This window comes from Pseudooceanicola aestuarii (genome assembly GCF_010614805.1).
Lineage (GTDB): Bacteria > Pseudomonadota > Alphaproteobacteria > Rhodobacterales > Rhodobacteraceae > Pseudooceanicola > Pseudooceanicola aestuarii.
Map to the genome: position 1 here is coordinate 970,001 of NZ_JAAFZC010000001.1, position 24,351 is coordinate 994,351.

The 24,351-nt window shown below is 66.6% G+C and carries 21 protein-coding genes, 1 tRNA gene and 2 riboswitches; of the genes, 6 read left to right on the plus strand and 16 right to left on the minus strand.

All coding sequences use genetic code 11. From position 1 onward, the window contains the following. Nucleotides 1-529 precede the first annotated feature (529 nt). Nucleotides 530-639, plus strand: a riboswitch (TPP riboswitch). Nucleotides 640-666: 27 nt separating this feature from the next. Together G5A46_RS04570 and thiD are read left to right on the plus strand one after the other, a co-directional pair. Then, a complete protein-coding gene (locus G5A46_RS04570) occupies nt 667-1,101 on the plus strand; it encodes an NUDIX hydrolase (protein WP_163847722.1) in 435 nt (144 codons plus the stop codon). After that, complete coding sequence (gene thiD, locus G5A46_RS04575; protein ID WP_163847724.1) at nt 1,098-1,904, plus strand: bifunctional hydroxymethylpyrimidine kinase/phosphomethylpyrimidine kinase; 807 nt, start codon at nt 1,098-1,100, stop codon at nt 1,902-1,904. The genes G5A46_RS04570 and thiD overlap by 4 nt, the downstream gene beginning before the upstream one ends. Here thiD and thiE read toward each other — a convergent pair. The 4 genes from thiE to G5A46_RS04595 form a co-directional block, all read right to left on the minus strand. Continuing rightward, nucleotides 1,896-2,528 carry a thiamine phosphate synthase gene (gene thiE / locus G5A46_RS04580; RefSeq protein WP_163847726.1) on the minus strand — a complete coding sequence of 211 codons (633 nt, stop codon included), beginning with the start codon at nt 2,526-2,528 and terminating at the stop codon, nt 1,896-1,898. The two genes, thiD and thiE, sit on opposite strands and share 9 nt — an antisense overlap. Beyond that, on the minus strand, nt 2,525-3,328 hold the full coding sequence (gene thiM / locus G5A46_RS04585; RefSeq protein ID WP_163847728.1) for a hydroxyethylthiazole kinase: 804 nt from the start codon (nt 3,326-3,328) through the stop codon (nt 2,525-2,527). The genes thiE and thiM overlap by 4 nt, the downstream gene beginning before the upstream one ends. Continuing rightward, a complete protein-coding gene (gene thiC, locus G5A46_RS04590; protein ID WP_163847731.1) occupies nt 3,325-5,148 on the minus strand; it encodes a phosphomethylpyrimidine synthase ThiC in 1,824 nt (607 codons plus the stop codon). Before thiC ends, thiM begins: the two co-directional genes overlap by 4 nt. 97 nt (nt 5,149-5,245) lie before the next feature. Continuing rightward, nucleotides 5,246-5,368: riboswitch (TPP riboswitch) on the minus strand. 60 nt (nt 5,369-5,428) lie between these two features. Next, nucleotides 5,429-5,505 (minus strand) — tRNA-Arg (locus G5A46_RS04595). Between the two features lie 178 nt (nt 5,506-5,683). Between G5A46_RS04595 and G5A46_RS04600 the strand changes: the two genes are divergently transcribed. Together G5A46_RS04600 and G5A46_RS04605 are read left to right on the plus strand one after the other, a co-directional pair. Next, complete coding sequence (locus G5A46_RS04600) at nt 5,684-6,712, plus strand: LacI family DNA-binding transcriptional regulator (protein WP_239520610.1); 1,029 nt, start codon at nt 5,684-5,686, stop codon at nt 6,710-6,712. Nucleotides 6,713-6,717: 5 nt separating this feature from the next. After that, nucleotides 6,718-7,917, plus strand: coding sequence for a winged helix-turn-helix domain-containing protein (locus G5A46_RS04605; RefSeq protein WP_163847733.1), 1,200 nt, complete (start codon nt 6,718-6,720; stop codon nt 7,915-7,917). Nucleotides 7,918-7,939: 22 nt separating this feature from the next. On the opposite strand, the gene G5A46_RS04610 is transcribed toward G5A46_RS04605, so the two are convergent. From G5A46_RS04610 to G5A46_RS04635, 6 genes are all read right to left on the minus strand, one after another. Further along, nucleotides 7,940-8,731, minus strand: coding sequence for an FAD binding domain-containing protein (locus G5A46_RS04610; protein ID WP_163847735.1), 792 nt, complete (start codon nt 8,729-8,731; stop codon nt 7,940-7,942). A gap of 9 nt (nt 8,732-8,740) precedes the next feature. Next, a complete protein-coding gene (locus G5A46_RS04615) occupies nt 8,741-9,223 on the minus strand; it encodes a (2Fe-2S)-binding protein (RefSeq protein ID WP_163847737.1) in 483 nt (160 codons plus the stop codon). A 93-nt stretch (nt 9,224-9,316) separates the two neighbouring features. Next, nucleotides 9,317-12,202 carry a calcium-binding protein gene (locus tag G5A46_RS04620; RefSeq protein WP_163847738.1) on the minus strand — a complete coding sequence of 962 codons (2,886 nt, stop codon included), beginning with the start codon at nt 12,200-12,202 and terminating at the stop codon, nt 9,317-9,319. 180 nt (nt 12,203-12,382) lie between these two features. After that, complete coding sequence (locus tag G5A46_RS04625) at nt 12,383-14,224, minus strand: patatin-like phospholipase family protein (protein ID WP_163847741.1); 1,842 nt, start codon at nt 14,222-14,224, stop codon at nt 12,383-12,385. A gap of 291 nt (nt 14,225-14,515) precedes the next feature. After that, complete coding sequence (locus G5A46_RS04630) at nt 14,516-15,946, minus strand: mannose-1-phosphate guanylyltransferase/mannose-6-phosphate isomerase (RefSeq protein WP_163847743.1); 1,431 nt, start codon at nt 15,944-15,946, stop codon at nt 14,516-14,518. A gap of 173 nt (nt 15,947-16,119) precedes the next feature. After that, entirely contained in the window at nt 16,120-17,214 is a 1,095-nt protein-coding gene (locus tag G5A46_RS04635) for an alpha/beta hydrolase (RefSeq protein ID WP_163847744.1), read from the minus strand. 162 nt (nt 17,215-17,376) lie between these two features. On the opposite strand from G5A46_RS04635, the gene pncB reads away from it, so the two are divergent. Beyond that, complete coding sequence (gene pncB / locus G5A46_RS04640; RefSeq protein WP_163847746.1) at nt 17,377-18,669, plus strand: nicotinate phosphoribosyltransferase; 1,293 nt, start codon at nt 17,377-17,379, stop codon at nt 18,667-18,669. 69 nt (nt 18,670-18,738) lie between these two features. Here pncB and arfB read toward each other — a convergent pair whose 3' ends face one another. The 6 genes from arfB to G5A46_RS04670 form a co-directional block, all read right to left on the minus strand. Then, complete coding sequence (gene arfB, locus G5A46_RS04645; protein WP_163847748.1) at nt 18,739-19,152, minus strand: alternative ribosome rescue aminoacyl-tRNA hydrolase ArfB; 414 nt, start codon at nt 19,150-19,152, stop codon at nt 18,739-18,741. 277 nt (nt 19,153-19,429) lie between these two features. After that, entirely contained in the window at nt 19,430-20,053 is a 624-nt protein-coding gene (locus tag G5A46_RS04650; protein WP_163847750.1) for a queuosine precursor transporter, read from the minus strand. A gap of 66 nt (nt 20,054-20,119) precedes the next feature. After that, a complete protein-coding gene (locus G5A46_RS04655; protein ID WP_163847752.1) occupies nt 20,120-21,001 on the minus strand; it encodes an esterase-like activity of phytase family protein in 882 nt (293 codons plus the stop codon). Then, complete coding sequence (gene mepA, locus G5A46_RS04660; RefSeq protein ID WP_163847754.1) at nt 20,974-21,894, minus strand: penicillin-insensitive murein endopeptidase; 921 nt, start codon at nt 21,892-21,894, stop codon at nt 20,974-20,976. Before mepA ends, G5A46_RS04655 begins: the two co-directional genes overlap by 28 nt. Further along, nucleotides 21,891-23,219, minus strand: a complete 1,329-nt coding sequence (locus G5A46_RS04665; RefSeq protein ID WP_163847756.1) for an MFS transporter — start codon at nt 23,217-23,219, stop codon at nt 21,891-21,893. The genes mepA and G5A46_RS04665 overlap by 4 nt, the downstream gene beginning before the upstream one ends. Before the next feature lie 128 nt (nt 23,220-23,347). Next, a complete protein-coding gene (locus G5A46_RS04670) occupies nt 23,348-23,881 on the minus strand; it encodes an acyl-CoA thioesterase (RefSeq protein WP_163847758.1) in 534 nt (177 codons plus the stop codon). A 134-nt stretch (nt 23,882-24,015) separates the two neighbouring features. Here G5A46_RS04670 and G5A46_RS04675 point away from each other — a divergent pair, with 134 nt between their 5' ends. Next, complete coding sequence (locus G5A46_RS04675; RefSeq protein ID WP_163847760.1) at nt 24,016-24,303, plus strand: YggT family protein; 288 nt, start codon at nt 24,016-24,018, stop codon at nt 24,301-24,303. Nucleotides 24,304-24,351 lie beyond the last annotated feature (48 nt).

The following is a 24,351-nucleotide window of genomic DNA, read 5'->3' on the forward strand; positions in this document are numbered from 1 at the left end:
TTCATCGAAATGAACCAAACCGCCCACATATCTCTTCAGATACCATCAATTTCAAATAGCGTCGAAACAAAATCAACCGGAAGCGCCAATCTACTTTCTGGCGCGACCCGCTTCAGATGCCTCAATGTTTTCTACCGTCTGTCCCTTTAGAGCGTCGCTCCGTCGTTCCGTCTGGCGTTCCGTTGTGCGCCTCAGCGCCGCCGGTGAGGGGGTATTTACGGATAGCACCGGGGGTCCGCAAGCGCTTTTTCAAAAGAAACGTCACTTTTCTTACATGAAGTTATGCGACTATGGGTCAACTAATTGATTTAGAATAATAAATTACCGCCACTTTCTTCACCTTTCGTGTCGTGCGAGGGGGATGGAACCTGATTTCCGACACTCATCCCCTGTAAAACCCGGCAGTTCGCCCCCTGAATCACCCGGAATCCGACTCGTTCCCGCCGCTCGGGCCGGAATCGGCCCCATGATTCCGGTTCTCGTGTCGCGATTCCGGGGTGATTGCCCGTGCCACCCTCTCTGCTATCCTCCCCCGACCGAGGGGGGCCCCGCAGAAGGGGCTGAGATATCGCTGTGGTGCGGTGACCCTTTGAACCTGATCCGGATCATGCCGGCGCAGGGACGGGTGTGACGGCTTGTCCCCGCCGGCCTTTCAAGGAGGCCGCAATGCCACGTGCCGATGTTCCACCCCCCATTCCCGCCGTTCTCGGCGTTGTTGTATATAGAGAGGCCGTCCTCCTGGTGCGGCGGGCCAATCCGCCAGACGCCGGCATGTGGGGATTTCCCGGCGGGAAGGTGGAGCATGGGGAGACCCTGACCGCCGCTGCGCTGCGCGAATTGCACGAAGAGACGGGGGTGAGCGCCGCAGCACTGGATGTCTTCACCGCACTCGATGCCTTTGATTCCGAACGGGACCGCCACTTCATCCTGATCGCGGTGCTGTGCCGCTGGGTGGCGGGCGCCCCCGTGGCCGGTGATGATGCGCTGGACGCGGCCTGGGTTCCGCTGGACCGGATCGCGGATCTGCCCGGCGGAGTCAGCCGGGACGTCGCGCGGTTGGCACGGCAGGCGGCGCGCGCGATGGCGGAGGAGACGGAATGATCGCCAACATCCTGTCCATCGCCGGAACCGATCCGACCGGAGGGGCCGGTATCCAGGCGGACCTGAAGTCTTTCGCCGCGCAGGGGGCGCACGGGATGTGCGTGGTTACCGCCGTGGTGGCGCAGAACACCTGTGGTGTCCGCGGGGTCGAAATGATGGCGCCGTCTTTCGTTGCCGATCAGCTCGACGCGGTGTTTGACGACGTGCGTGTCGATGCGGTCAAACTGGGTATGATGGCCAATGCCGGCATCATCGCGGCGGTGGCCGACCGCCTGGCCCGCCACCCCGGCATTCCGGTCGTTCTGGACCCCGTGATGGTCGCCAAAAGCGGCGATCACCTGCTGGACCCCGACGCGGTTTCGGCATTGCGAGATCTGCTGGTGCCGCGCGCCACTTTGATCACCCCGAACCTGCCGGAGGCCGCCGTGTTGCTGAACCGCGCGGACGACTGGACGGCTCAGGACATGGAGGCGGCGCTGCCGGGGCTGCTGCATCTGGGGTCGGAATGGGTCTTGCTGAAAGGCGGACACCTGGCGGGAGCGGAGACCTCCACCGATCTGCTACATGGCCCGACAGGCACCCATGCCCTGCCCGCGCCGCGCCTTGATACGGTGAACGACCACGGCACCGGCTGTACCTTGTCGGCCGCGATTGCCGCGCTGGTGCCGCATCATCCGATGGAACAGGCGGTTCGCCGGGCCAAGCAGTACCTGCATGGCGCGCTGGCGGCTTCTGATCGGCTGGAGGTCGGCAGGGGCCACGGACCCCTGCATCATTTCCACGCGCTCTGGCCGTCAGGCTAGGGCAGACCATTCGCGAGCCAGCGCGCGGGCGGCGCCCTCCGGATCCGACTGACCGCATACCGCCGAGACGAAGGCCATGCCCGCCGCCCCGGCCGCCCGCGCCGCCCCGCCGTGACCCGGCTTCAGCCCGCCGATGGCCACGGCGGGCAACGGACAGGCGGCGATGATCCGGGCCAGCCCGTCGAAGCCCACGGGCGGTTCGTGATCAGGTTTCGTCGCCGTCGCATGGACCGGCCCGGCGCCGATGTAGTCCACCAGGGCCGGATCGACCTGCGCGGCCTGCGCGACCGTCTCCACGCTCAGCCCAAGTATGGCCTCGGGGCCGATGCGGGCGCGGGCCTCTGCCGCCGGCAGATCGCCCTGCCCGACATGCAGCCCGCAACCGCCGAGTTCCCGCACCGCCGCGACATCGTCATTGATGATCAGCGTCGCGCCGGTCCCGGCCAGCGCCTGTTGCAGCGCGCGACCCGTGGCGACCATCCGCGCGGTATCCGCAGCCTTGTCACGCAGCTGCACCATGGTGGCACCGCCACGGACGGCGGCACGGGCTGTCTCCACCACGCCGCGCGCTCCGCACAGCTGCGGGTCCAGCACCAGGTAGGTCGACAGGTCGAACCGCATCATCGGGCGGACGCCTCTGCAATCCGCGCCTCCGCCGCCAGGGCATCGGGCGTCAGGCCGTGCAGCGCGTCCAGGAACCGGGGCGCGAAGCTGCCCGGCCCGGTGGCATCCTGATGGGCCTGCGCCCCCGCCACCCCATAGAAGGCCAACGCCGCCACCGTCGCATCGAACGGATCGGCCTCCAGCGCGGCAAAGGCCCCGCACAGCCCGGTCAGCGAACAGCCCAACGCAGTGTTCAACGGCATGTAGTCAGAGCCGCCGCAGATCCGCGCCGCGCGCGTCCCGTCGGTCACGTAATCCTCCGGCCCGGTTACGGCGACCACCGCGCCGGTGTCACGCGACAGGCGGAGGGCGGCGTCCTCGGCCATGGCGACGCCGTCGCGGCCGTCGACGCCCTGGCCCTGGCTGTCCTGCCCTGCCAGCGACAGGATCTCCGACGCGTTCGCGCGGATAATCGTGGGCCGCAACCTGGTCAGTTCCGCCGAGACGCGGCGCCGCAGCGCCGTCGCCTGACAGGCCACCGGGTCCAGCACCCAGGGCCGCCCGGCCTGTCGCGCCCCCGCGATGGCCGCGCGCATCCCCTCCACAAACGGCGCGGAAAGGGTGCCGATGTTCACCGTCAAGGCACCTGCGATCGCGGCGAATTCGCCGGCCTCCTCGGCATCGGACACCATCGCCGGAGAGGCCCCCGCCGCCAGCAGCACGTTGGCGGCGATGTTCATGGCGACGTAATTGGTGATGCATTGCACCAACGGCGTGGTGGCGCGCAGCTCGCGCAGCAGGGAGTCGGGGCGGCGGATCATGTCCGGTCCTCCCCGTCCCTTGTCGCCACGGCGTCGGCGGGAAGATACAATTCCCCCCCTTCGCGGAACTTCTCCGCCATCTTCGCCATCCCCTCCTTCTGAGCCTCCGCGCGGATGTCGTGAGAAATGCGCATCGAACAGAATTTCGGCCCGCACATGGAGCAGAAATGCGCGACCTTGTGTGCCTCCTTGGGCAGGGTCTCATCATGCATGGACTGCGCCGTTTCGGGATCGAGCGACAGGTTGAACTGATCCTCCCAGCGGAATTCGAACCGCGCCCGGCTTAGCGCGTCGTCGCGCAGGCGGGCGGCGGGATGCCCCTTGGCAAGGTCGGCGGCATGGGCGGCGATCTTGTAGGTGATCACCCCGGTCTTCACATCGTCACGGTCGGGCAGACCCAGGTGTTCCTTGGGCGTGACGTAGCACAGCATCGCCGTGCCGAACCAACCGATCATCGCCGCGCCGATTCCGCTGGTGATATGGTCATAACCCGGCGCGATATCCGTGGTCAGCGGCCCCAGCGTGTAGAACGGCGCCGCGCCGCAAAACTCCAACTGCTTGTCCATGTTCTCCTTGATCTTGTGCATCGGAACATGGCCCGGCCCCTCGATCATCACCTGGCAATCCCGCGCCCAGGCGATCTGCGTCAGCGCGCCCAGCGTTTCCAGCTCGGCGAATTGCGCCTGATCGTTGGCATCGGCAAGGGAGCCGGGGCGCAACCCGTCCCCCAGCGAAAAGGAGACGTCATAGGCACGGCAGATCTCGCAGATCTCCTCGAAATGCTCGTAAAGGAAACTCTCCTTGTGATGATGCAGGCACCACTTGGCCATGATCGACCCGCCCCGGCTGACGATCCCCGTCACGCGGTCCACCGTCATCGGGATCATGTGCAGGCGCACCCCGGCGTGGATGGTGAAGTAATCCACCCCCTGTTCGGCCTGTTCGATCAACGTGTCGCGATAGACCTCCCAGGTCAGGTCTTCGGCTATGCCGCCGACCTTTTCCAGCGCCTGATACAGGGGCACGGTCCCGATCGGCACCGCGGAATTGCGCAGGATCCAGTCGCGGATGTTGTGGATGTTGCGCCCGGTGGACAGGTCCATCACCGTATCGGCGCCCCATCGGGTGGCCCAGACCATCTTCTCCACCTCTTCCGCCATCGAGGAGGTGACGGCGCTGTTGCCGATATTGGCATTGATCTTCACCAGGAAGTTGCGACCGATGGCCATCGGCTCCGCCTCCGGGTGGTTGATATTGGCAGGGATGATCGCCCGGCCGGTCGCGATCTCGTCCCGGACGAATTCGGGCGTCACCAGATCGGGGATCCTTGCCCCCCAATCCTGCCCGTCGCGGGCGGTCGCACCGACGTCCCACCGACCGAGGTTCTCGCGGATCGCGACGAACTCCATCTCTGGCGTGACGATCCCTGCGCGGGCATAGGCAAGCTGCGTCACCGCCTGTTCGCCACGGGCGCGGCGGGGCGCATGGCGGACCGGGAATTCCGGCACCATTCGCGCGCCGGTGACATGGCCATTGTCCTCCGGTCGGACATGGCGTCCGTCATAGGTCTCCGTATCGCCGCGCGCCGCCAGCCAGGCCTCGCGCAGGCGCGGCAGGCCCCGGTCGATGGCGATTTCCACCTGCGGATCGGTATAGGGCCCCGAGCAATCGTAGACCGTCACCGGCGGTTCGCCCGCACTGGGATGCAGGTCGATCTCGCGCATCGGCACGCGGATCTCGGGGTACAGGCGGCCCGCATGCCAGACCCGCCGGGAGGCGGGCAGGGGGCCGGTGGTCACGTGGGGTGTCAGGTCTTTCATGGGTCAGAGCCTCCATGCGCTGTGCAATGAAGACCCAGTTCGCCGCAATGAATGGAGGAGGCAGGGGGTTCCCTGCCCGATGGCCCCACGGAACGCCCGCGCAGCCGGTTCACCATCCCTACGCCAGTGTGAACTGGATCAGGTTCATCGGGTCACCGCGCTGCACGTCGCCGCGCCATCGGTATCTCAGCCCCTTGTCGGAACCCCCCGTGTGTCCGCAAAGACTGCGCCCGGCGGCGGGCAATGTCAATCGGATGGAAAAAGGGGGACGGGAAGACGGTGGCGACCCCGGCAGGATTCGAACCTGCAACCTGCCCCTTAGGAGGGGGCTGCTCTATCCAGTTGAGCCACGGGGCCACGGGCCCGTCATAACGCGGCGCGCAGCGCTTGTCATGGGGGTGGAGTGGGGAAACCTGGCCCGCTCTGGCACGGCGGCAGGCGGGGACCTGGGAGGGCTACGGGCAGGATCACAGGCCGCTTGCACCGGCGAAGCCCGTCGGGATACCATTCCACAACCACGGCGAAAGGATTTCCGGTGAAGAAACAACCCCCTCGCCCCCTGACCCTGCGCGATGTGTCCGAAGCGTCGGGCGTATCCGAAATGACCGTCAGCCGGGTGTTGCGCAACCGTGGCGATGTTTCCGTCGCGACCCGTGAAAAGGTTCTGAACGCGGCCAAGCAGATGGGATATGTCCCCAACAAGATCGCCGGTGCCCTGGCCAGCCAGCGGGTGAACCTGGTCGCCGTGATCATCCCTTCCATGTCCAACATGGTCTTCCCCGAGGTGATGACAGGGATCAACCGGGTGCTTGAGACATCCTCCCTGCAACCCGTGGTGGGCATCACCGACTACCTGCCCGAGAAGGAGGAGAAAGTCCTCTACGAAATGCTCTCCTGGCGGCCGTCGGGGGTGATCATCGCCGGGCTGGAGCATTCCGACCCCTGCCGCGCCATGCTGCGGGCCGCCGGCATCCCGGTGGTGGAGATCATGGATACCGATGGCACCCCGATCGACGCCGCCGTGGGGATTTCCCATCGCCGCGCCGGGCGGGAGATGGGCCGCGCCATCCTGCGCGCGGGCTATCGCAAGATCGGGTTTCTGGGCACCACTTTGGGCGCCGACCACCGCGCGCGCAAACGGTTCGAGGGCTTCACCGAGGCGCTGGCCAAGGGCGGCGTGGAAATCGCGGAGACCGAATTCTACTCGAAGGGGTCCGCCCTGGGGAAAGGTCGGGAGATCACGCAGACCATCATGACCCGGCGCCCGGATCTGGATTGCCTCTACTTCTCCAACGACATGATCGGCGCCGGCGGGCTGTTGTGGATGATGGAACAAGGCTACGACATTCCCGGCAAGGTCGGGCTGGCCGGGTTCAACGATGTGCAGTTGCTTCAGGGTTTGCCGCGCAAGCTGGCCACCATGGATTCCTGCCGCGAGGAGATCGGCAGCCGGGCCGCGCAGATCATCCTGGACCGGCTGGAGCGCGACGAAATGGTCGTGGAGGACACCAGCAAGGTCGAGCTGTCGCCCAAGATCAGCTTTGGCGACACGCTTCGCATGTGACCGGGATGGTGCGCCCGCAGCTGACCAACCGCCAGGCGCGGCGGATCTTTCTGGATCGGCACGGGCTGGCCGATGTGCCTTCAGGGCCGGGCAAGGGCGCGGACCTGGCGCAGGTGATCCATCGGCTGGGCTTTGTGCAGGTCGATTCGGTCAATACCGTCGCGCGGGCGCATGACCTGATCCTCTTTGCTCGCCGCCCCGCCTATCGCCCGGCGCATCTGACGCGGCTGATCGAACAGGACCGGGCGCTGTTCGAACACTGGACCCATGATGCGGCGGTGATCCCGGCGGATTTCTACCCCCATTGGCATTTGCGCTTTCGCCGCGATGCCGACCGTCTGCGCGGGCGCTGGCCGAAATGGCAGGGGCCGGAGTTTCTGGCGGAACTGGACCGGGTGCTGGCCCATGTCACCACCCATGGCGAGATCTGCGCCGCCGATCTGCGTGACGCGCCCGCGCCGAAATCGACCGGCTGGTGGGATTGGCACCCCACCAAGGCAGCGCTGGAATATCTGTGGCGCAGCGGCGCGCTGGCCGTGTCGCGGCGGGTAGGGTTTCGCAAGCAATACGACCTGCCGGGCCGCGTGCTGCCGCAATCCCGGCTGCGGGCCCCGTCCCAGGCCGAAACGCTGGATTGGCTGATGGGCGCGGCGCTGGACCGGCTAGGTTTTGCCACCAGCGGTGAATTGGCCGCTTTCTGGGACATCGCCACCCCGGCCGAAGCGCGGGCCTGGTGCGCCGCCGAACGCGCCGCCGGCCGGTTGCAGGAGGTAGCGATTGAAACGGTCACCGGCGCGCATCGCATCTGCTTTGCCCGGCCGGGTCTGGCCGAGGTCACGCCCCCCGAACCGCCCGGCCGCCTGCGCGTACTCAGCCCGTTCGACCCTGCCTTGCGTGATCGCAAGCGGGCCGAACGGCTGTTCGGGTTTCACTATCGGATCGAGATCTTCCTGCCCGAGGCGCAGCGCCAATACGGCTACTACGTCTTCCCCCTGCTGGAGGGGGACCGACTGGTCGGGCGCATCGACATGAAGGCTGACCGACAGGCGGACGTGCTGAACGTGTCACGACTGTGGCCGGAACGGGGGGTCAGCTTTGGCAGGGGGCGCACCACCCGCCTGGAGGCAGAGCTGGATCGGATCCGACGCCTTGCCGGAGTGTCCCGCGTCGATTGGGCGGCGGATTGGCGACAGGCGCCGCGCTAGGGCGGCGCCCGAAGACCGGCGCTCAGCCCATTGCCTCGACCGCGCGGCGGGTCAGAACACTGGCCAGGTGGGCGCGGTAGGCGCCGCTGCCGTGCAGGTCGTCAATCATGTCCTCGCCGTCCAGCGCGGCCAGCGCGGTCACGGCGGCGGGCGCGAAATCCGTGGCCAGCGCCTGCTCCGCTTCTGCCCAAGCGAAGACGCCGTCGTTTGACGCGCCGGTCACGGCAACGCCCACGCGATCCAAGAACCGCGCCACGAAGACCCCGCACAGCGGAAAGCGGGAGGCCGGCTGTTCGAACTTCTGGTAATTCGACGCCTCGGGCACCGGGATCGAGATGGCGGTGACAAGTTCTCCGTCCTCCAGCGCGGTGTCGAACATGCCCTGGAAATACGCCTCGGCGGGGATCTCGCGGGTGTTGGTGATCACGCTGCCGCGCACCGCCATCAGCATCGCGGGATAACAGGCGGAGGGGTCGTTGTTGGCGATGCTGCCGCCGATGGTGCCGCGGTTCCGCACCGCCGGATCGCCGATCCGCCCGGCCAGCGAGGCCAGGCCCGGAAACAGCGTTGCCGTGGCGCGGGCGATTTCCGCATGGGTGGTGGCGGCACCGATCCGCAGGGTGCCGCTCTCTTCGCGGACGCCCTGAAGGGCGGTGATCCCCTTGAGCGATACCAGCTTCGACGGCATGTTCAGCCGCTGTTTCAGCGTCGGGATCAGCGTCTGCCCCCCGGCCAGCGGCTGCGCGTCCTCATCCTTGAGCGCCTCTATCGCCGCCTCGACGGTGGCGGGCTTCACGAATTCGAATTCATACATGGCAGCCCCCTATTCCACCGAAACCGGCGGCACGTCCTGGCCCGATGCGGCAAGGATCGCCTTGACGATATTGTGGTAGCCGGTGCAGCGGCAGATATTCCCTTCAAGGTAGTCGCGGACCTCGCCCTCCGTCGGCTTGGGATTTTCGGCCAGCAGACTGTCGGCGGCCATGATCATGCCCGGCGTGCAGAACCCGCATTGCAGCCCGTGGTGGTCCTGGAACGCCTGCTGCAACGGGTTCAGCGCCCCGTCGGCACCGGCCATGCCTTCGATGGTCTTGACCTCGGCGCCGTCCGCTTCGGCGGCGAACATGGTGCAGGCCTTCGCCAGTTGGCCGTCCACATGCACACTGCACGCCCCGCATTGCGACGTGTCACAGCCGACATGCGTTCCGGTCAGGCCCAGGGTTTCGCGCAAAAAGGTCACAAGGAGGGTCCGGCCCTCGACCTCTCCGCTGGCCTCGCGGCCGTTCACCTTCATCGAGATTTTCATGTCTGTGCCTCCTCGAAGCTTGCGCCCAACCTCGCGCCCAACGGGCTGAAGCGCAAGGCCGATTTCCACGTCCCGGGACGGTCACGCGCGGGATCACAACACGAAATCCCCGGCATCCAGATCCGCAATGCCGACCGCATCCAGAAAAACTGACCCGGTGCCGCCGAAATCAATCAGCACGCCACCGGCCAGCGGTTCAAGGTGTTGTGCCAGCAGATCGGCGAAATCCCGGATGGCCGAAACCTCCCGCAGGTCGATCCGCTCATGCGGGTTCAACGCGTCGAAATCAATCAGCCGGTCATCCCCGCCATGATCGGCAAAGACAAAGGTATCGGCGTTGAAATCGCCCCACAGCACGTCGTCGCCCGCGCCCCCCTCCAGCGTATCGAACCCCGCGCCGCCATGCAGCTGGTCATTGCCGGAATTGCCCAACAGGTGGTCATTGTCTCCCCCCGCCCACAGCCGGTCATCGCCCGAGCCGCCATCGAGGGTGTCGTCGCCCCATTCGCCGAACAGCGCATCATGCCAGGCGCCGCCGACAAGGTCGTCGCCCTGCGCCCCGCCGAACAGCCGGTCGAAGCCGCCGCCGCCCAGCAGCCGGTCCTCGCCCTGGCCGCCGAACAGATTGTCCGCCTGGTTGCCGCCGTCCAGCAGATCGTCGCCCGATCCTCCCTCCAGCCGGTCAAATCCGCCCTCGCCCATCAGATGGTCGCCGCCTGCGCCACCATACAACCGGTCCTCCTGTGTACCGCCGGACAGCGTGTCCTGACCTGTGCCGCCGGTCAGCCGGTCATTGCCGGTGCCCCCGGTCAGGGCATCGTTGCCGCCATCGCCGTACAGCTCGTCCTGGCCATCGCCGCCGATCAGGGTGTCGCGCCCCTCGCCACCATACAGCCGGTCGGAATTCTCCGCCCCTTCCAGCCGGTCGTCGCCGCCCTCACCATGCAGGGTGTCATGCCCGGCCTCGCCGCGCAGCAGATCGCCATCGCCGCCGCCGAACAGCGCGTCCTCTCCAGGGCCGCCGATCAGCGTGTCGGCGCCCCAGCCGCCGTGCAGCGCGTCATTGTCGCCGTCGCCGTTCAGGACGTCGGCTCCGCTGCCGCCGTTCAGGTGATCGCGGCCAAGGCCGCCATGCAGACGGTCATCGCCCCGGTCGCCATGAAGCTGGTCATCGCCGGAATTCCCCTCCAGCCCGTCGTGGTCGTTGCCGCCATAAAGCAGATCGGCCCCGGCATTGCCGCGCAGCGTGTCATTGCCCCCGCCGCCCATCACCAGATCCGCATCGGCGCCACCGTGCAATTCGTCGGCGCCATCCTCGCCCAGGATACGATCATCACCGGCGCCGCCGGCCAGCGTGTCATCGCCCCCCATGCCCTGGATGGTGTCGGCGCCGGTATCGCCGATCACCCGGTCGTCGCCCGCATCGCCGGAGAAATAGACCAGCGGATCGCTCGCGACGTAGCTTTCCACCGGCGCGCGGGTGATCTGGATCAGCGCGTCGGCGGGGAAATCGTCCATCCGCAGCGGATCGCCGGTGGCGCTGATCAGGTCGATCTGCTTGCCGGCCACCAACAATATCCCACCACGGTCCGTGCTGGAAAAGACCAGCTCCTGAAGCGTCGCGCGCGGCGTCAGGCGGGTCAGATCCAGGCGGTCGCGGCCGACTTCGAAATCCTGGATCGTCACCGTTTCCTCTCCCGGTGTCAGGACAAAGACATCCGCCCCGGAGCCGCCGGTAAGGTGGTCGAACCCGGCCCCGGCGATCAGCACGTCATCGCCGCCGCCGCCCGACAGGGTGTCATCCCCCGCGCCGCCGTCCAGCACGTCGTCCTTGCCGCCGCCCGACAGGATGTCCGCCCCGTCCGCGCCCAGCCGCACATCGCCCACCCGGCCGAGGTCAAAGGACAGGCGGGTCACGCCGCGCTCGGTCTCGCTCAGCGCGAACACCTCCAGATTGTCACCGATGATCCGCGCCTCGATCCGGGTGACATTGGCCAGCGACAGGTCCAGCCGGTCCGCGATGGAGACATGGTGCAGCAATTGCCCGCCCGGCAGCAGCTCCAGCAGGGAAAGGCCGTCATCGCCGCCCCCCGCCAGGACAAACCCGCGCCCCCCCGCGCTGACGGTGGCGATTTCGGCCACGCCGTCGAAGCGGGTCAGCCGGTCGTCGATGACGTGATCCACCGGTGTCAGGGTGCCGTCCGCATCCAGCCGCACAACGCTGAGTGTCCCGCTCCCCGCCGCGGCGACGATGACGTAGGTCTGCCCGTACAGGGTCAGCGCCTCCGCATCGGTGGGGGCGTCGATCCAAAGGCCGCCCTCCGCGCCGTGATCGTTCACATGTTGCAGGCTTCCGTCGCCCTTCACCCGGTAAAGGGTGATGGCATCCGCCGTCGCATGGGTCGCCAGCACGAAATCGGTACCGCCTGCACGGGTCACCAGCAGGTCGCTGACCCGGTGCCCGGCGCCCGGCCCGGCCTCTCCCTGGTCGCGGTGCCGGTGCAGACCGCCATCGGCCTCGAACTCGAACATCTGCAAGCCCCGGCCCAGGTAGGCGGCATAGGCCAGGACGGACCCGTCCGACTGCGCCAGTGTGACCATGTCGGTCACCCGGTTCAGCGACAGCCCGTTGACGGTATGGTCCCGGCTGTTGGACAACCCACCATTGCCCGCCAGAGTCCAGCCGGTCAGCTGTGACCCGCCCAGCCCGGCCACCATCAGCTGCCCGCCCTGTTCCGCCGGCAACCAGGCCAGTTCCGGCGCGATCAGCTGCAACCTGTCCTGCGCGATGCGGTCCCTGTCGACAATCTGCGCGCCGCCTTGGGTCAGCCTGTAAGTGGTGATGCCACCCCCGGCCCGTGTTGTCGCATAAAGAAGCGTCTCGCCCGCGAACTCGACCAGTTCCAGGTCGACCGATCCCACCGCGTAGACATCACCCGCGTCCGGCAACATGCCGGCCCCGTTCAGAAGAACACCCATCTGCGCCCCCAGCGCCAATTTCACCCAGCGCCAGATGACAGCGGGGGCGCGGCGGGAATCAGCCCGAACGGGCGGCGGAAATGAGTCCTTTGCCTCGGGTTTTCGTCAAATCCCCCCGATCGCGCGGATCAGGGAGGATTGAATGGGCAACCGGGAGGGCCCGGAAGGTGCTGTGCGGAATCAGGCGGCGGTGGCCTCCGCCGGGTCCGGGGCGCTCTGCATCTCGTCGCGAAAGGCCAGCAGCAGCGCGTAGCCCGATTCCGTCTTCGCCAGCCGCTCCAGCTTGCGCGTGGCGTTCTCGTAGGTGCGCTGGTACAAGACGCGCCCCTTGGACCATTCCAGAAAGCCCATGCGCATCCCCGGATTGATCGCCAGGAAGACGTCCGACCCCTGGTCGATCCGCGACAGGTGGCGTTCGGAATTCACCACCATCGTCCGCGTCAGGACCGAGGCGATGCCCGGGAACCGCAACTTGCCACCCATCCGGCGACCGAAGACCAGCCGCCCCATCGCACCGGCACGTCCGGGCAGCAGGGCGTAATCCGTATTCACCCGCCATGGGCTGCGCATCCCGAGGCTGAACACCAGGTTGGGCCCGGATTTCAGCGTGCGCATCGTCCCGATCGGCACGTTGTCGATCACCGCGCCGTCCACCAGGACTTCGCCGTCGTCCAGCACCATGGGGGGCAGAACCGCCGGGATGGAGCCGGAAGCCCGCACCGCCCGCCACAAGTCCCCCCGCCGACGCACGACCAGGTCATTCGCCGTCAGACTGGTGGCGGCGGCGAAATAGTTGATCGGCAGATCCTCGATCTGGATGTCGCCGTAATGCTTTCGCAATTGCAGGTCGAAAAATTTCTGATCCAGGATTGAGAACAGCGGCACGGTCAGCCGCTTCATCGCCTTGGATCGCACGAAAATCTCTTCGCAGCGTTCGACGACCTCGTCCGGGGTCAACTTCATCGCCGTGGCGCCGGCCATCGCCGCCCCTACAGAAGCCCCGCCCAGCATGTCGAAATGAAACCCGTGTTCCTGCAACGCCTTGACCATGCCCAGATGCGCCGTGCCCAGCGCCCCGCCGCCGCCGAAGACCACCCCCAGGGAGGTGCCGTTCAGGAACCGCGCCAGGCGTTCGTAATCCGCCGCGACGCCGGTCTGGACATGATGGTGCAGGCTGGCGGGCCAACGTTCCAGATGGGCTGCGGTGCCGGTGATCTGCGCCCCGTCGGGGCGGAAGATCGCAAGGTGCACGGCATGGGGGAGGAACCGCATCGCCAGCTCCCGCGCCAGGGCTTCATCCTCGGGCCGGCCGGTGGCATCTGCATCCACCAGAACGACGGCCATGTCGGTATTATCCATGATTTCAGCGCTGCGGCGCGGATCGCCATCAGCCACCAGAACCAGCGTCCGGGTCGGCGGTTGCGCCGCGACCCATTCCCAGATCGGCCTATCCATGGTGGCGGTGCGGTACATCCCCACGGCATCGGCACCGCCCAGCGCGTCAACCATGCGGGCAGCCCGGTCCATGTCCAGCGGTGCGGGCCCCGAGGGCAGCAGCGCCACGATCCGCCCGCCGCGCGGTTTCAGTGCCTCCGCATGGCGGACACTGCCCGACAGGCGTGCGGCCAGGGTGCGGATGATCGCATCGGCAACGCCGGGGCTTTGCGTGCAAAGCGCCTTGTAGGCGGCGCGGGAAATCACCAGCACCTCGCTCGCCCGGTTGGCGACCACCGTCGCGGTGCGGTCCCCGCCAGAGAAGAATGCGATCTCCCCCACGGGTTCGCCGCTGGCGATTTCAGCGATCGGGCGCAGGCCGGAGTAGACGGTGAACCGTCCGTTCAGGACCAGGTAGAATTCCTCGGCCTTGCCCCCTTCTTCAACCAGGTTTTCACCGGGCGACAGCTGTCGGGGCTCCCCGTGATGCATCAGGGCGGACACCGTGTCCGCATCGAACCCCCCGGCAGTCGCGAGGTGAGCACCGGCAGCGCCCCCGTTTGCGGAATCGGTCTGTCCAGTCGCCATCATCACCCTCCCATTCAAGCGCCCGCAGGATTGCGCGATCCTATGGGTGGCGCTGAATCGATACAAGCAGGCGCACAAAAGACGTTACGGGAAATCGCCGAAATTCAACAGGCTGAGGCAAAATCGGCGTCTTCCCGCCGTCGGCCTGCCCCCGCGGCCATCCGGGGTTTTGCCCGGCACACCGGTCCTGTCCCGGCCAGCGGCCAAGGGGCGCGGCGCGCCGGGACTGCGGGGCGGCCAGACCGGGGGAACCGGCGGCACAGGCGATCGCCGCACGCCGGTTCCGGCCCGTCATCCGCGTGCGTAGACGTCCTCGTAACGGACGATATCGTCCTCTCCGACATAGGCGCCGGTCTGCACCTCGATCAGGACCATCGGCACCTTGCCGGGGTTTTCCATCCGGTGCACGGCCCCCAGCGGGATGTAGACGGACTGGTTTTCCGTCACCAGGCGGACCTCCTCATCCACCGTGACCCGCGCGGTGCCCTCCACCACGATCCAGTGTTCGGAGCGGTGGAAATGGCTTTGCAGGGACAGGGCGGCGCCGGGATGGACCATGATCCGCTTTACCTGGAACCGGCTGCCGACCACCAGGCTTTCGAACCAGCCCCAGGGGCGGTGATCCTTGGGGAAACCGGTAGCCTGCGGGGCGGCCTTCTTCTTCAGGGCGGCGACGGCTTCCTTCACGTCCTGGGCGCGCGACATGTCTGCGACCAGCACCGCGTCGTTCATCGCCACGGCCATCACGTTCTCCAACCCGATGCCGACGATTTCCAGCCGTTCGCTGTCGGACCGCAGCAGCGTGTCGCGGCAATCAATCGCCGTCGCCTCGCCGGACAGGGCGACGCCCTGATCATCCGGCCCGATCTCACGCCAGACGGCATCCCACCCGCCCAGATCGGACCAGCCCCCGGTGAACGGCACGACCGACAGGTTCGCCGCCTTTTCCATCACCGCGTAGTCAATGGAGATATCTTCCGCCTCGGCCCAGGGGCCGGGCGCCAGCCGCAAGAAGCCCAGGTCCACCTGCGCCTCGGTCAGCGCGCCCCGGACAGGGCCCAAAAGCTGCGGGTGATGCGCCTCGAAGGCGGCGATGATGTCACAGGCCCGGAACAGGAAGATCCCGGCGTTCCACAGGAAATTGCCGTCCGTCACCATGCGTTCGGCGCTGGCCGCATCGGGTTTCTCGACGAAACGCGACAGGCTGACCGGATCACCATCCGAAGGCGCTGCCAGTTCCAGGTAGCCATAGCCCGTTTCCGCCCGCGCCGGCGTGATGCCGAAGGTGACCATGTTGCCCGCCTCCACCGCCGTCAGCCCGCGGGCGACCGCGGCGCGGAACGCCGCGCCATCGGGCACGACGTGATCGGAAGGCGCGACCAGCATCACCGCCTGCGGATCGGTTTCGGCCAGGCGCAGCGCGGCGGCCAGGATCGCGGGGGCGGTGTTGCGCCCCTCCGGCTCGATCAGGATGGCGCCGGGGTCGACCCCCGCACCGGCCAGCTGCTGCGTGACGATAAAGCGGAAATCGGAGTTCGTCAGGATCACCGGCGCGCTGAAGTCGAGCCCCCCGTCCCGCCCCGACAGCCGCCGGGCAGACGCCTGGAACAGCGTTTCCTCTCCCATCAATTGCACGAATTGCTTGGGGTAGCTCTTGCGCGATAGCGGCCAAAGCCGGGTGCCTGAGCCACCACAGAGGATGACAGGAGTAATCTGGGTCACGGTTCCGGCCCTTTCGCGTAGATTTGTGGTTCAGCTCCTGCCTGTCTACCCCACCCACCCAGCGGATCAAGCCGCAATGCCCGGCATCGGCCACCCCCCGCTACCGCAGCGGGGGCCGTCCATTTCCCGGTTGTACGGGCCACCCGCGGCCACAACGGCGCGGAGCGCTGCGGTCAATTCGTCAACTGGTAGGGCAAGTAGGCGATCGCCAGCGCGACATTCCCGGCCGCCTGCAAGCCGCCGACCAGGATGTCCTCGCCCACGTTGCCGTGGATGATCCGCTGCGCCAGTTGACCGCTGCTGAACAATTCCAGCAGCTGCGGGTTGGTGGCAAAGGCGGTATGCCCGGTGACAGACTGGTCCTGCGCGCCGGTGACATCGATGACCAGCACGCCCAGCCGGCGCATTTCCTCGATACTCTCGTTCTCACCGACGCGGGGATGCTGGCCGGCGACGAATTGCGACAGGCGCAGGGCATAGTCCTTTTGCGACCCGATGATGGCGATGGGCGTGTGATCCAGATCGACACGCCTGACCTGCATCTTGAACACGTCGACGTCGATATCGGGTTCCGCCAGCACCACGCCCGCCAGCCGGTCGATCACCTGGTGATCCTCGACCGCCTCCAGCGTGCGCAGGCTTTCCATCGTCAGGAAGGCGCCCATGGAATGGGCCAGCACGACGATCGAATCCGCGTCGGAGCGGGCGATCATGCGCAGAACCTCGATAAAACGATCGCGAGCGACCAGCGTGCTGTCGCGGTCATAGACATAATGCGTCAACCGTCCCGCAGAGGGCCAGGAGAACAGCACCATCGGGCCCGGCACTTCGAAATCATGGGCCATCTGCGCGGCGCGCAGCACCGCCGCCGGGTAGCTGACGTTGAACCCGTGCACAAATACGGTGACCTGGCGTTCGCCGCGCGGCAGATCCGCGACACTTGCATTGAGCGCGGCGACGAAATCCGCCTCGTCCCCGAACCGCTCCCGCTCGGCGGTCAGGAATTCGCGGGACGGATCGGGATCGCGACGCGGCAGGCGGATTTCCCCCGGCTTCCGGTCCGGCGGGATGGAGATGCCATAACGGGCAAAGTCGATGTCATCCGACCGTTTTCCGCCATAGGGTTTCAACGTGCCATCACCGGGCGCCCGCGTGGTCGCGACCAGCACCTGCTGTATCCGCGCGACATCGCCGGCATAGGGGGTCAGCGTCGGGCGCACCCCGCAGGCGGCCAGCACGAAAACCAGCCCCCAGACCAGATGCATCATCCGCGGGGCGCTCCTCACGCGCATCTGACCCATTGTCGCCTACTCCTGAACGCGGTCTTGTCGCGCGCGTCTTACACCGTTCTCCCCCCGGTGCGAAGGCCCCTTGGCTTGCCTCCCCCCCGCCGTGCTGCTTTAACCACGAAAGCCTGAAGGGAGGGCCCCATGGTCGATATTGCAACCCGTGTCTGGAACCACCGCTGGAAGATCGATCCGATCGTCCGGTCCCTGATCGACACCGATTTCTACAAGCTGCTGATGTGCCAATCGGTGTTCCGCAACAATCCCGACACGCAGGTGACGTTCTCCCTGATCAACAGGTCCACCTCTGTCCCTCTTGCCCTGCTGATCGACGAAGGCGAGCTGCGCGAACAGCTGGACCATGTGCGCACCCTGTCCCTGTCGCGCGGCGAATCCACCTGGATGCGCGGCAATACCTTCTACGGCAAACGCCAGATGTTCCGCCCCGACTTCATGGAATGGTTCGAGAACCTGTCCCTGCCGCCCTACCACCTGGAACGGCGCGGCGATCAATACGAACTGACCTTCGAAGGCAGCTGGCCCGAGGTCATGCTGTGGGAAATTCCCGCGCTCTCCATCCTGATGGAGCTGCGCGGCCGCGCCATCACCGACCAGATGGGCCGGTTCGAACTTCAGGTGCTCTATGCCCGCGCGATGACCAAGATCTGGGAAAAGATCACCCGCCTGCGCGACCTGGACCGCCTGCGCATCGCCGATTTCGGAACCCGGCGGCGGCATTCCTTCCTGTGGCAGGATTGGTGCGTCCAGGCCATGACCGAGGGGCTGGGCAACCGGTTCAGTGGCACGTCCAACTGCCTGATCGCCATGCGCCGCGACCTCGAAGCCGTCGGCACCAATGCCCATGAATTGCCCATGGTCTATTCCGCCCTCGCCCCGGACGATGACGCCCTGGCCCGCGCGCCCTACGACGTTCTGGCCGATTGGCACGAAGAGCATTCCGGCAACCTGCGCATCATCCTGCCCGACACCTACGGCACCAGCGGCTTCCTTGAGCGCGCGCCCGATTGGCTGGCCGGCTGGACCGGCATCCGCATCGACAGCGGCGACCCTGCGGAGGGCGCGGAAACGGCCATCAACTGGTGGATCTCGCGCGGTGAGGATCCCCGGGAGAAACTGATCATCTTCTCCGACGGGCTGGACGTGGAAAAGATCGAGACACTGCACCGCCAGTTCGCCGGCCGCGTGCGCGTCTCCTTTGGCTGGGGCACCCTGTTGACCAACGATTTCCGCGGCCTCGTCCCCGGCGACGCGCTGGCACCCTTCTCACTGGTCTGCAAAGCGGTCGCGGCCGACGGGCGGCCAACGGTCAAGCTGTCCGACAACCCCCGCAAGGCCATGGGCCCGGAGGCCGAAATCACCCGCTACAAACGGGTCTTCGGAGTAGGGGAGCAGGAGGGGATGGACGTGGTGGTTTGACGCCGCAAGTATCTGCGGCCGCGCCGCGCCAGATCCCGGTTGGGACAGGTGTCCGGTCGGGCGGCGGCTTCACCGCACCCAGCCGCGTCCGTCCTTGACCTCCGCCCGCTGTTTCTTCGCCTCGACCCGCTTGCGCTTCTGGTTCTTCGAGACTTTGGTGGGCACCCGGCGCTTGGGGACTTCGGTTGCCTTGCGGATCAGTTCTGCCAGCCGGTCGCGGGCGATCTCGCGGTTGCGGGATTGGGAGCGTTCCTCGCTGACCTGAAGGATGATGGCACCTTCCTTGGTCCAGCGGCGTCCGGCAAGGCGGCGCAGACGGCGCTTGACCGCGTCGGGCAGATTGGGCGACCGCTCCGCCTCGAACCGCAGTTCGACGGCAGTGGAAACCTTGTTCACGTTCTGCCCACCCGGCCCCCCGGCGCGAATGAACTGTTCGGTGATTTCCCAATCTTCGATGGTGATGCGGTCGGTGATGTTCAGCATGGGGGGCCTCCTGTCCCCTTAACGCGTGGCACGGGGGATTGATCCCATGCGAAAAGGGCCGCCCCGGAACGGACGGCCCTTCCTCGAGAATAGGAGGTGGGGTCGGTTAGACATCCACCAATCCGGATGCTATCCGGCCAAGGGCTGCCTTAGCCGCATATCCTCCGAACTGTCCCGACACCTTTCTCCAATACCTCAATAGACACTAGAGCACCTCCTTTCTGAATGTTTCCGATACTCAGGAGGGTGACACAGATTTTGTGTCTGTCAAAACAATTCACGCAATCTCTGGCGAAATTTTCGTGACGATTGCCCGGAAAGGCAGCAGGGCGATCAGGGCCAGCGACAGCTTCACCAGCCAGTCCGCCACCGCCAGCGAGACCCACAGCGGCACGACCGGCCCGAGGCCCAGCAGGGGCAGCGCCTCGCCGGCCCAGGACACGTCGTTGCCCGGCTCCACAAAGGTCAGCGCGGCGGAAAAGGCGATGGTGAAGAAGACCGCCGTGTCCAGCGACGATCCCACCAGGGTGGACACCAGCGGCGCGCGCCACCAGCGCCCGGCGCGAAACCTGTCGAACACCAGGACGTCGGTCATCTGCGCCAGCAGGAACGCCAGGCCCGACCCGGCCGCGATGCGCCAGGTGACCAGCGGGCCGAATTCGCCCATGATCTGGGTGCCGATCACCGAACAGATCACGCCGGTGACGAAACCGGCCAGGACGACGCGCCGCGCGGCGGCGGCCCCGTAGACGCGGTTCATCACGTCGGTGACGAGAAAGGCCAAAGGATAGGTAAAGGCGCCCCAGGTCAGCCATTGGCCGAACAGGAATTGCACCAGTATATTGGAGGCCACGACGATGGCGGCCATGGCAAGAATGCCGGGGAGGTGAATGCGGGTCATGATTTGGTCCGTTTTTTAGACAAGGTCGCGGAGACTTGTGCCTCCCGGCGGGAGGACTTCGGGCGTCTACTCCTCCGGGGCTGGCGATGCAAGCGTCACCTCGGTCACGACGTTGCGGAGCAGGGCCATGAAATTGTCGTCCGCCACCATCGTCAGGCGCAACGCGCCCGCCCCGTCATGCCAGACGGCCAGCCCCTCAAGATTGCGGTTCAGCCCGCTGTCGCCATGCCAGATGATCGTGCCGGGGCGGGGAGCATCGGCCGGGGCGGTCAGGTCGAACCGGCGCACGCGGTTGCGGAACCCGAAGAAGAAGGACCGCTCCAGCAGGTAGAATTGCCCGTCGGGGCCGACATCGGCGCCCACGGGCCGGTAACGCCCCTCCCGTTGGATGCGTGCGATCCGGCTCCAGGCCCCGTTCTCGTACCGGAACAGGGGGAAATCAGTGTCCCGCGACTGTTCGGCCAGGGTCAACAGCCTGCCCTGCGCATCGACGGCCAGCGCCTCGTAGCCGGTGTTGTCCTCCAGGGCGGCATGATCGGGCGGGTCCGGCAGGCGGTCCAGGGTCGCTCCGTCGCGATAGACCCGCGCCGGCCCCTCGAAGGAGATGTGGCGCGTCCCGTGCGGCCCGATGGCCAGCCCCTCGCTGTCGATCTTGAACTCATGGATCAACGTGCCGCCGTCGTCATCCAGCTGGCGCAGGCGGGCAACCCGCAAAGCGGCCAGCTCTCCGGCGTTGCGCTCCAACCGGCCCTCGACGACCTGTCCCCGGTCGGTCAGCGCGACAAAGGTGCTGCCATCGGCGGAGACTTCGATCGCGGACAGGCCTCCCAGGGGGATCCGATTGTCTCGTTGCTCTGCCGCGACCTCGCTCAGCCGCCACCCGGCGGGCGGGGCGTCGCAGGACGGAACAAGGCAGAGAATCAGCGCGATTGCAGGACGGAAACGCATTGACCGGGCAGATCGGCGAGCGTCAGCTCCCGCTTGGGCTTGGGCGGGGGGGCATTCGGATCGCGCGGCCTGGGCGGCGGCGGGTTCAGGATGCGGTCCACCCAGCCCTTTGCCTCGTCACAGCCGTCACCGGGCGGCGGCGGCGCCTGGTCCACGCAGTCACGCGCCCCCCTGGGACAGGCCAGCCGGACATGGAAATGATAATGGTGCCCGTACCATGGCCGGATCTTGCGCAGCCAGGACCGGTCGCCTGTCGCCTCCTTGCACATCCGCACCTTGGCGCCGGGAAAGACGAAGATTCGCGCCACCCGTCGGTCGCTGGCGGCAAGTTTCAGCACCTCCATGTGCTGATCGGTCCAGCGGTCGTTGGTATAGGCGCCGCGCGCCCGGCGCGTGGAGATGGAGGAGAGATTCTCCCGCTCGGCCCGCGACAGGTTCAGCCGGTCGGGCGGCAGCATCCAGATATCCGCGTCCATCCCCATCTGATGCGAGGCATGGCCGGTCAGCATCGGCCCGCCGCGCGGCTGGGACAGATCGCCGATATACAGCCCCTCCCAACCCGGCAGGCGCGCCACCTGTGCCGACAGGTCTTTCAGGTAGTCGATGGTTTCGGGATGGCCCCAGTTGCGATTGCGCGACAGGCGCATCGCCTGCCAGGTCGGTCCCGTCTCCGGCAATTGCACCGCACCGGCAAGACAGCCCTTGGCGTAGCTGCCATAGGGTTGCGGCGCCTGGGCCGATCCGGCGGGGGCAGCGCCGAAGAACTGCTTGGCCGGTTTGCCCCGCATCGCCGCCGGAATCTCCTGCTGGGTCGAGACGGAGACAGCCCGCTCCGTGCCGCCGCAGCTTCCCAGAAGGGCAATCAGGCACAGGGCGGCAAGGGGGCGGATCATGGGCTGGCGTCTCCTTCGGGTTTCACCCAGCCTAGCAGGATCAACCCGATCAGGAAAAGGAAGATCAGCGGCGTCACGCCGATCTGCTGAGAGGCGCTGAGCGCCGTGACGATCCCGATCAGCAGCGGCGCCAGGAAGGACGTCGCCTTGCCGGCCAGCGCATAAAGGCCGAAGGCCTCGGCCATGCGCTCGGGATCGGCCTGGCGCACCATCATCGTGCGGCTGGCGGCCTGCACCACGCCCCCCGCCGCGCCAATCAGCGCCCCCAGCACGAAGAACACCAGGTCGGGCAGGGCCGACCCCTCCACCACCGCCACGCCGTAGACCGAGGTGGGAGAGACCAGGACGATCGACACCGCCACGAAAGTCAGCACCAGGATCGCCGCCGTGATCACCGGCTTGGGTCCGAACCGCGCATCGGCCCAGCCGCCCACCATGGCAAAGACTGCTCCGGCGATGATGGCCACGATGCCGAAGACGCCGATATAGGTCACCGACCAGCCCAGCACCCCCGAGGCATAGATCCCGCCAAAGGCATACATCCCGTTCAGCGCATCGCGATAGAACATGGAGGAGGCCAGGAAGGCGAACAGCGACTTGCGCTCCGGCAGGTTGCGCAGGGTTCGGCCCAGGCCGGAGATCGCCTTTTTGACCGCGCCGCGTGGCGGACGGGTCGGTTTGGGATCACGTACGAACAGGAAGAACGGAATCATGAACACCGCGAACCAGATCGCGGTCAGGGGTCCGACCGCGCGGGTGCCCTCCCGCATCTCCGCATCCAGCCCCAGAATGGGCGGAATACCGATCAGCGTGCGCCCGGTTTCCGCGCTTTCGGCGAAAAGCGCCAGCATCAGGGCCAGCGCAATCAGCCCGCCAAGATAGCCAAAGGCCCAGCCATTGCCGGAAATGCGTCCGATTTCCTCTTTCGGGCCCAGGTCGGGAAGCATGGAATTGGTAAAGATCGTCGCGAATTCCATCCCGATCATGCCCAGCGCGAACCAGGCCAGCGTCACGTAGATGTTGAAACTGCCGGGCGCGGCGAACCACAGCATCCCGGCGCCGATGAAATACATCGCGGAGAACAGCCAGATCCAGCGCATCCGGTTGCCCGACACGTCCGACACAGCGCCCAGCACCGGCGCCAGCAGCGCAATGATGATCCCCGCCGCCGCAATGCCGAATCCCCAGGCGGTCTGCGCTGCGGTCCCGTCGCCCATCAGTTCCTTCACGTAGGGGGCGAAGATGAAGGTGATCAGCAGGGTGTTGTAGGGCTGGCTGGCCCAGTCAAAGAAGAACCAGCCCCAGATCCGCTTGCGCAATGCCATGTCCGTCCCCCGATGTGGTCGCGCCGATATGATCGACAATGCGACGTCGGGGCAAGGGATACCTCCCGCAGGGGGCGCAGTTTCACACCGCTGTCACCCAAAGGCGCGCGCACGGATCAGGGAGGCGCCTACACCCGTGTCGGCGGCCAGGGGCGACTGTCGTCCGCCATGAACAGCGCCGCCACCCAATCGGGCAGGGAGGGCGACGTATCGGTCAGCCCCAGCGCCTGCAAGACCGCCTCCGTCGGGACCATCCGGCCCTTGCCGGTGACGGCGGTGCGAAAGATGCCGTGGCTGGCGCAGGTGCCGTCCTTCCACATGGATTGCTCGATATAGACGAACCGCGCGTCCCATCCCAGCAGGCGGCTCTGCATCTCGACCCGTTCAAACACCGTCATCCTGCGCCGATAGCGCAGGACGCTGCCCGCCACGGTCAGGCCCCAGCCATTTTGTCGCAACACCCGGAACAGACCGGCGCGCAGGGCAAAGGGGATGCGCCCGAGGTCGTAGATCGACAGGGTGCGCCCGTTGTTCAGTTCCATCATGAAATCCAGATCCCAGGGCCAGATCCGGTGATGAGAGACATGCACCCCGTCCACGCCCAGTGGCGGCGCCTTGCGGAACTTGATGATTTCCTTGGCCATTCGGACAAAAGGATACATGCGCCGGGCTCCTTGCTGCTGCTGTGCCCAAATCAGCGCTGTGTGCGGGGGCGTCAATCGAAACCCTGCGTCCGACTTGCGGGCGGCGTCGGGGGCGCTTACCTGTTGATCCGATTGGACAGAAAGGCGCGCCCATGTATTCCGTGTTGCAGATCATCGACCTCATTCTCGATATCGTGTGGTTCTTCGTGATCGCCCATGTGGTGATGAGCTGGCTGATCTCCTTTGACGTGCTGAACCTGCGGCAGCCTTTTGTCGCGCAGATCTGGAACGGGCTGACCCGGATCCTTGAACCGCTGTACCGTCCGATCCGCCGCATCCTGCCGCCCACCGGCGGGCTGGACCTGGCGCCGCTGATCGTGCTGGTCGGCCTGATGATCATTCGCATCGTCGTCGCCAACAACGCCGCCGCGTTCTACTGACCGCTCGCTTGCGCCCCGTATAGCGGTGTGGAACAGTGCCGCTTCGGA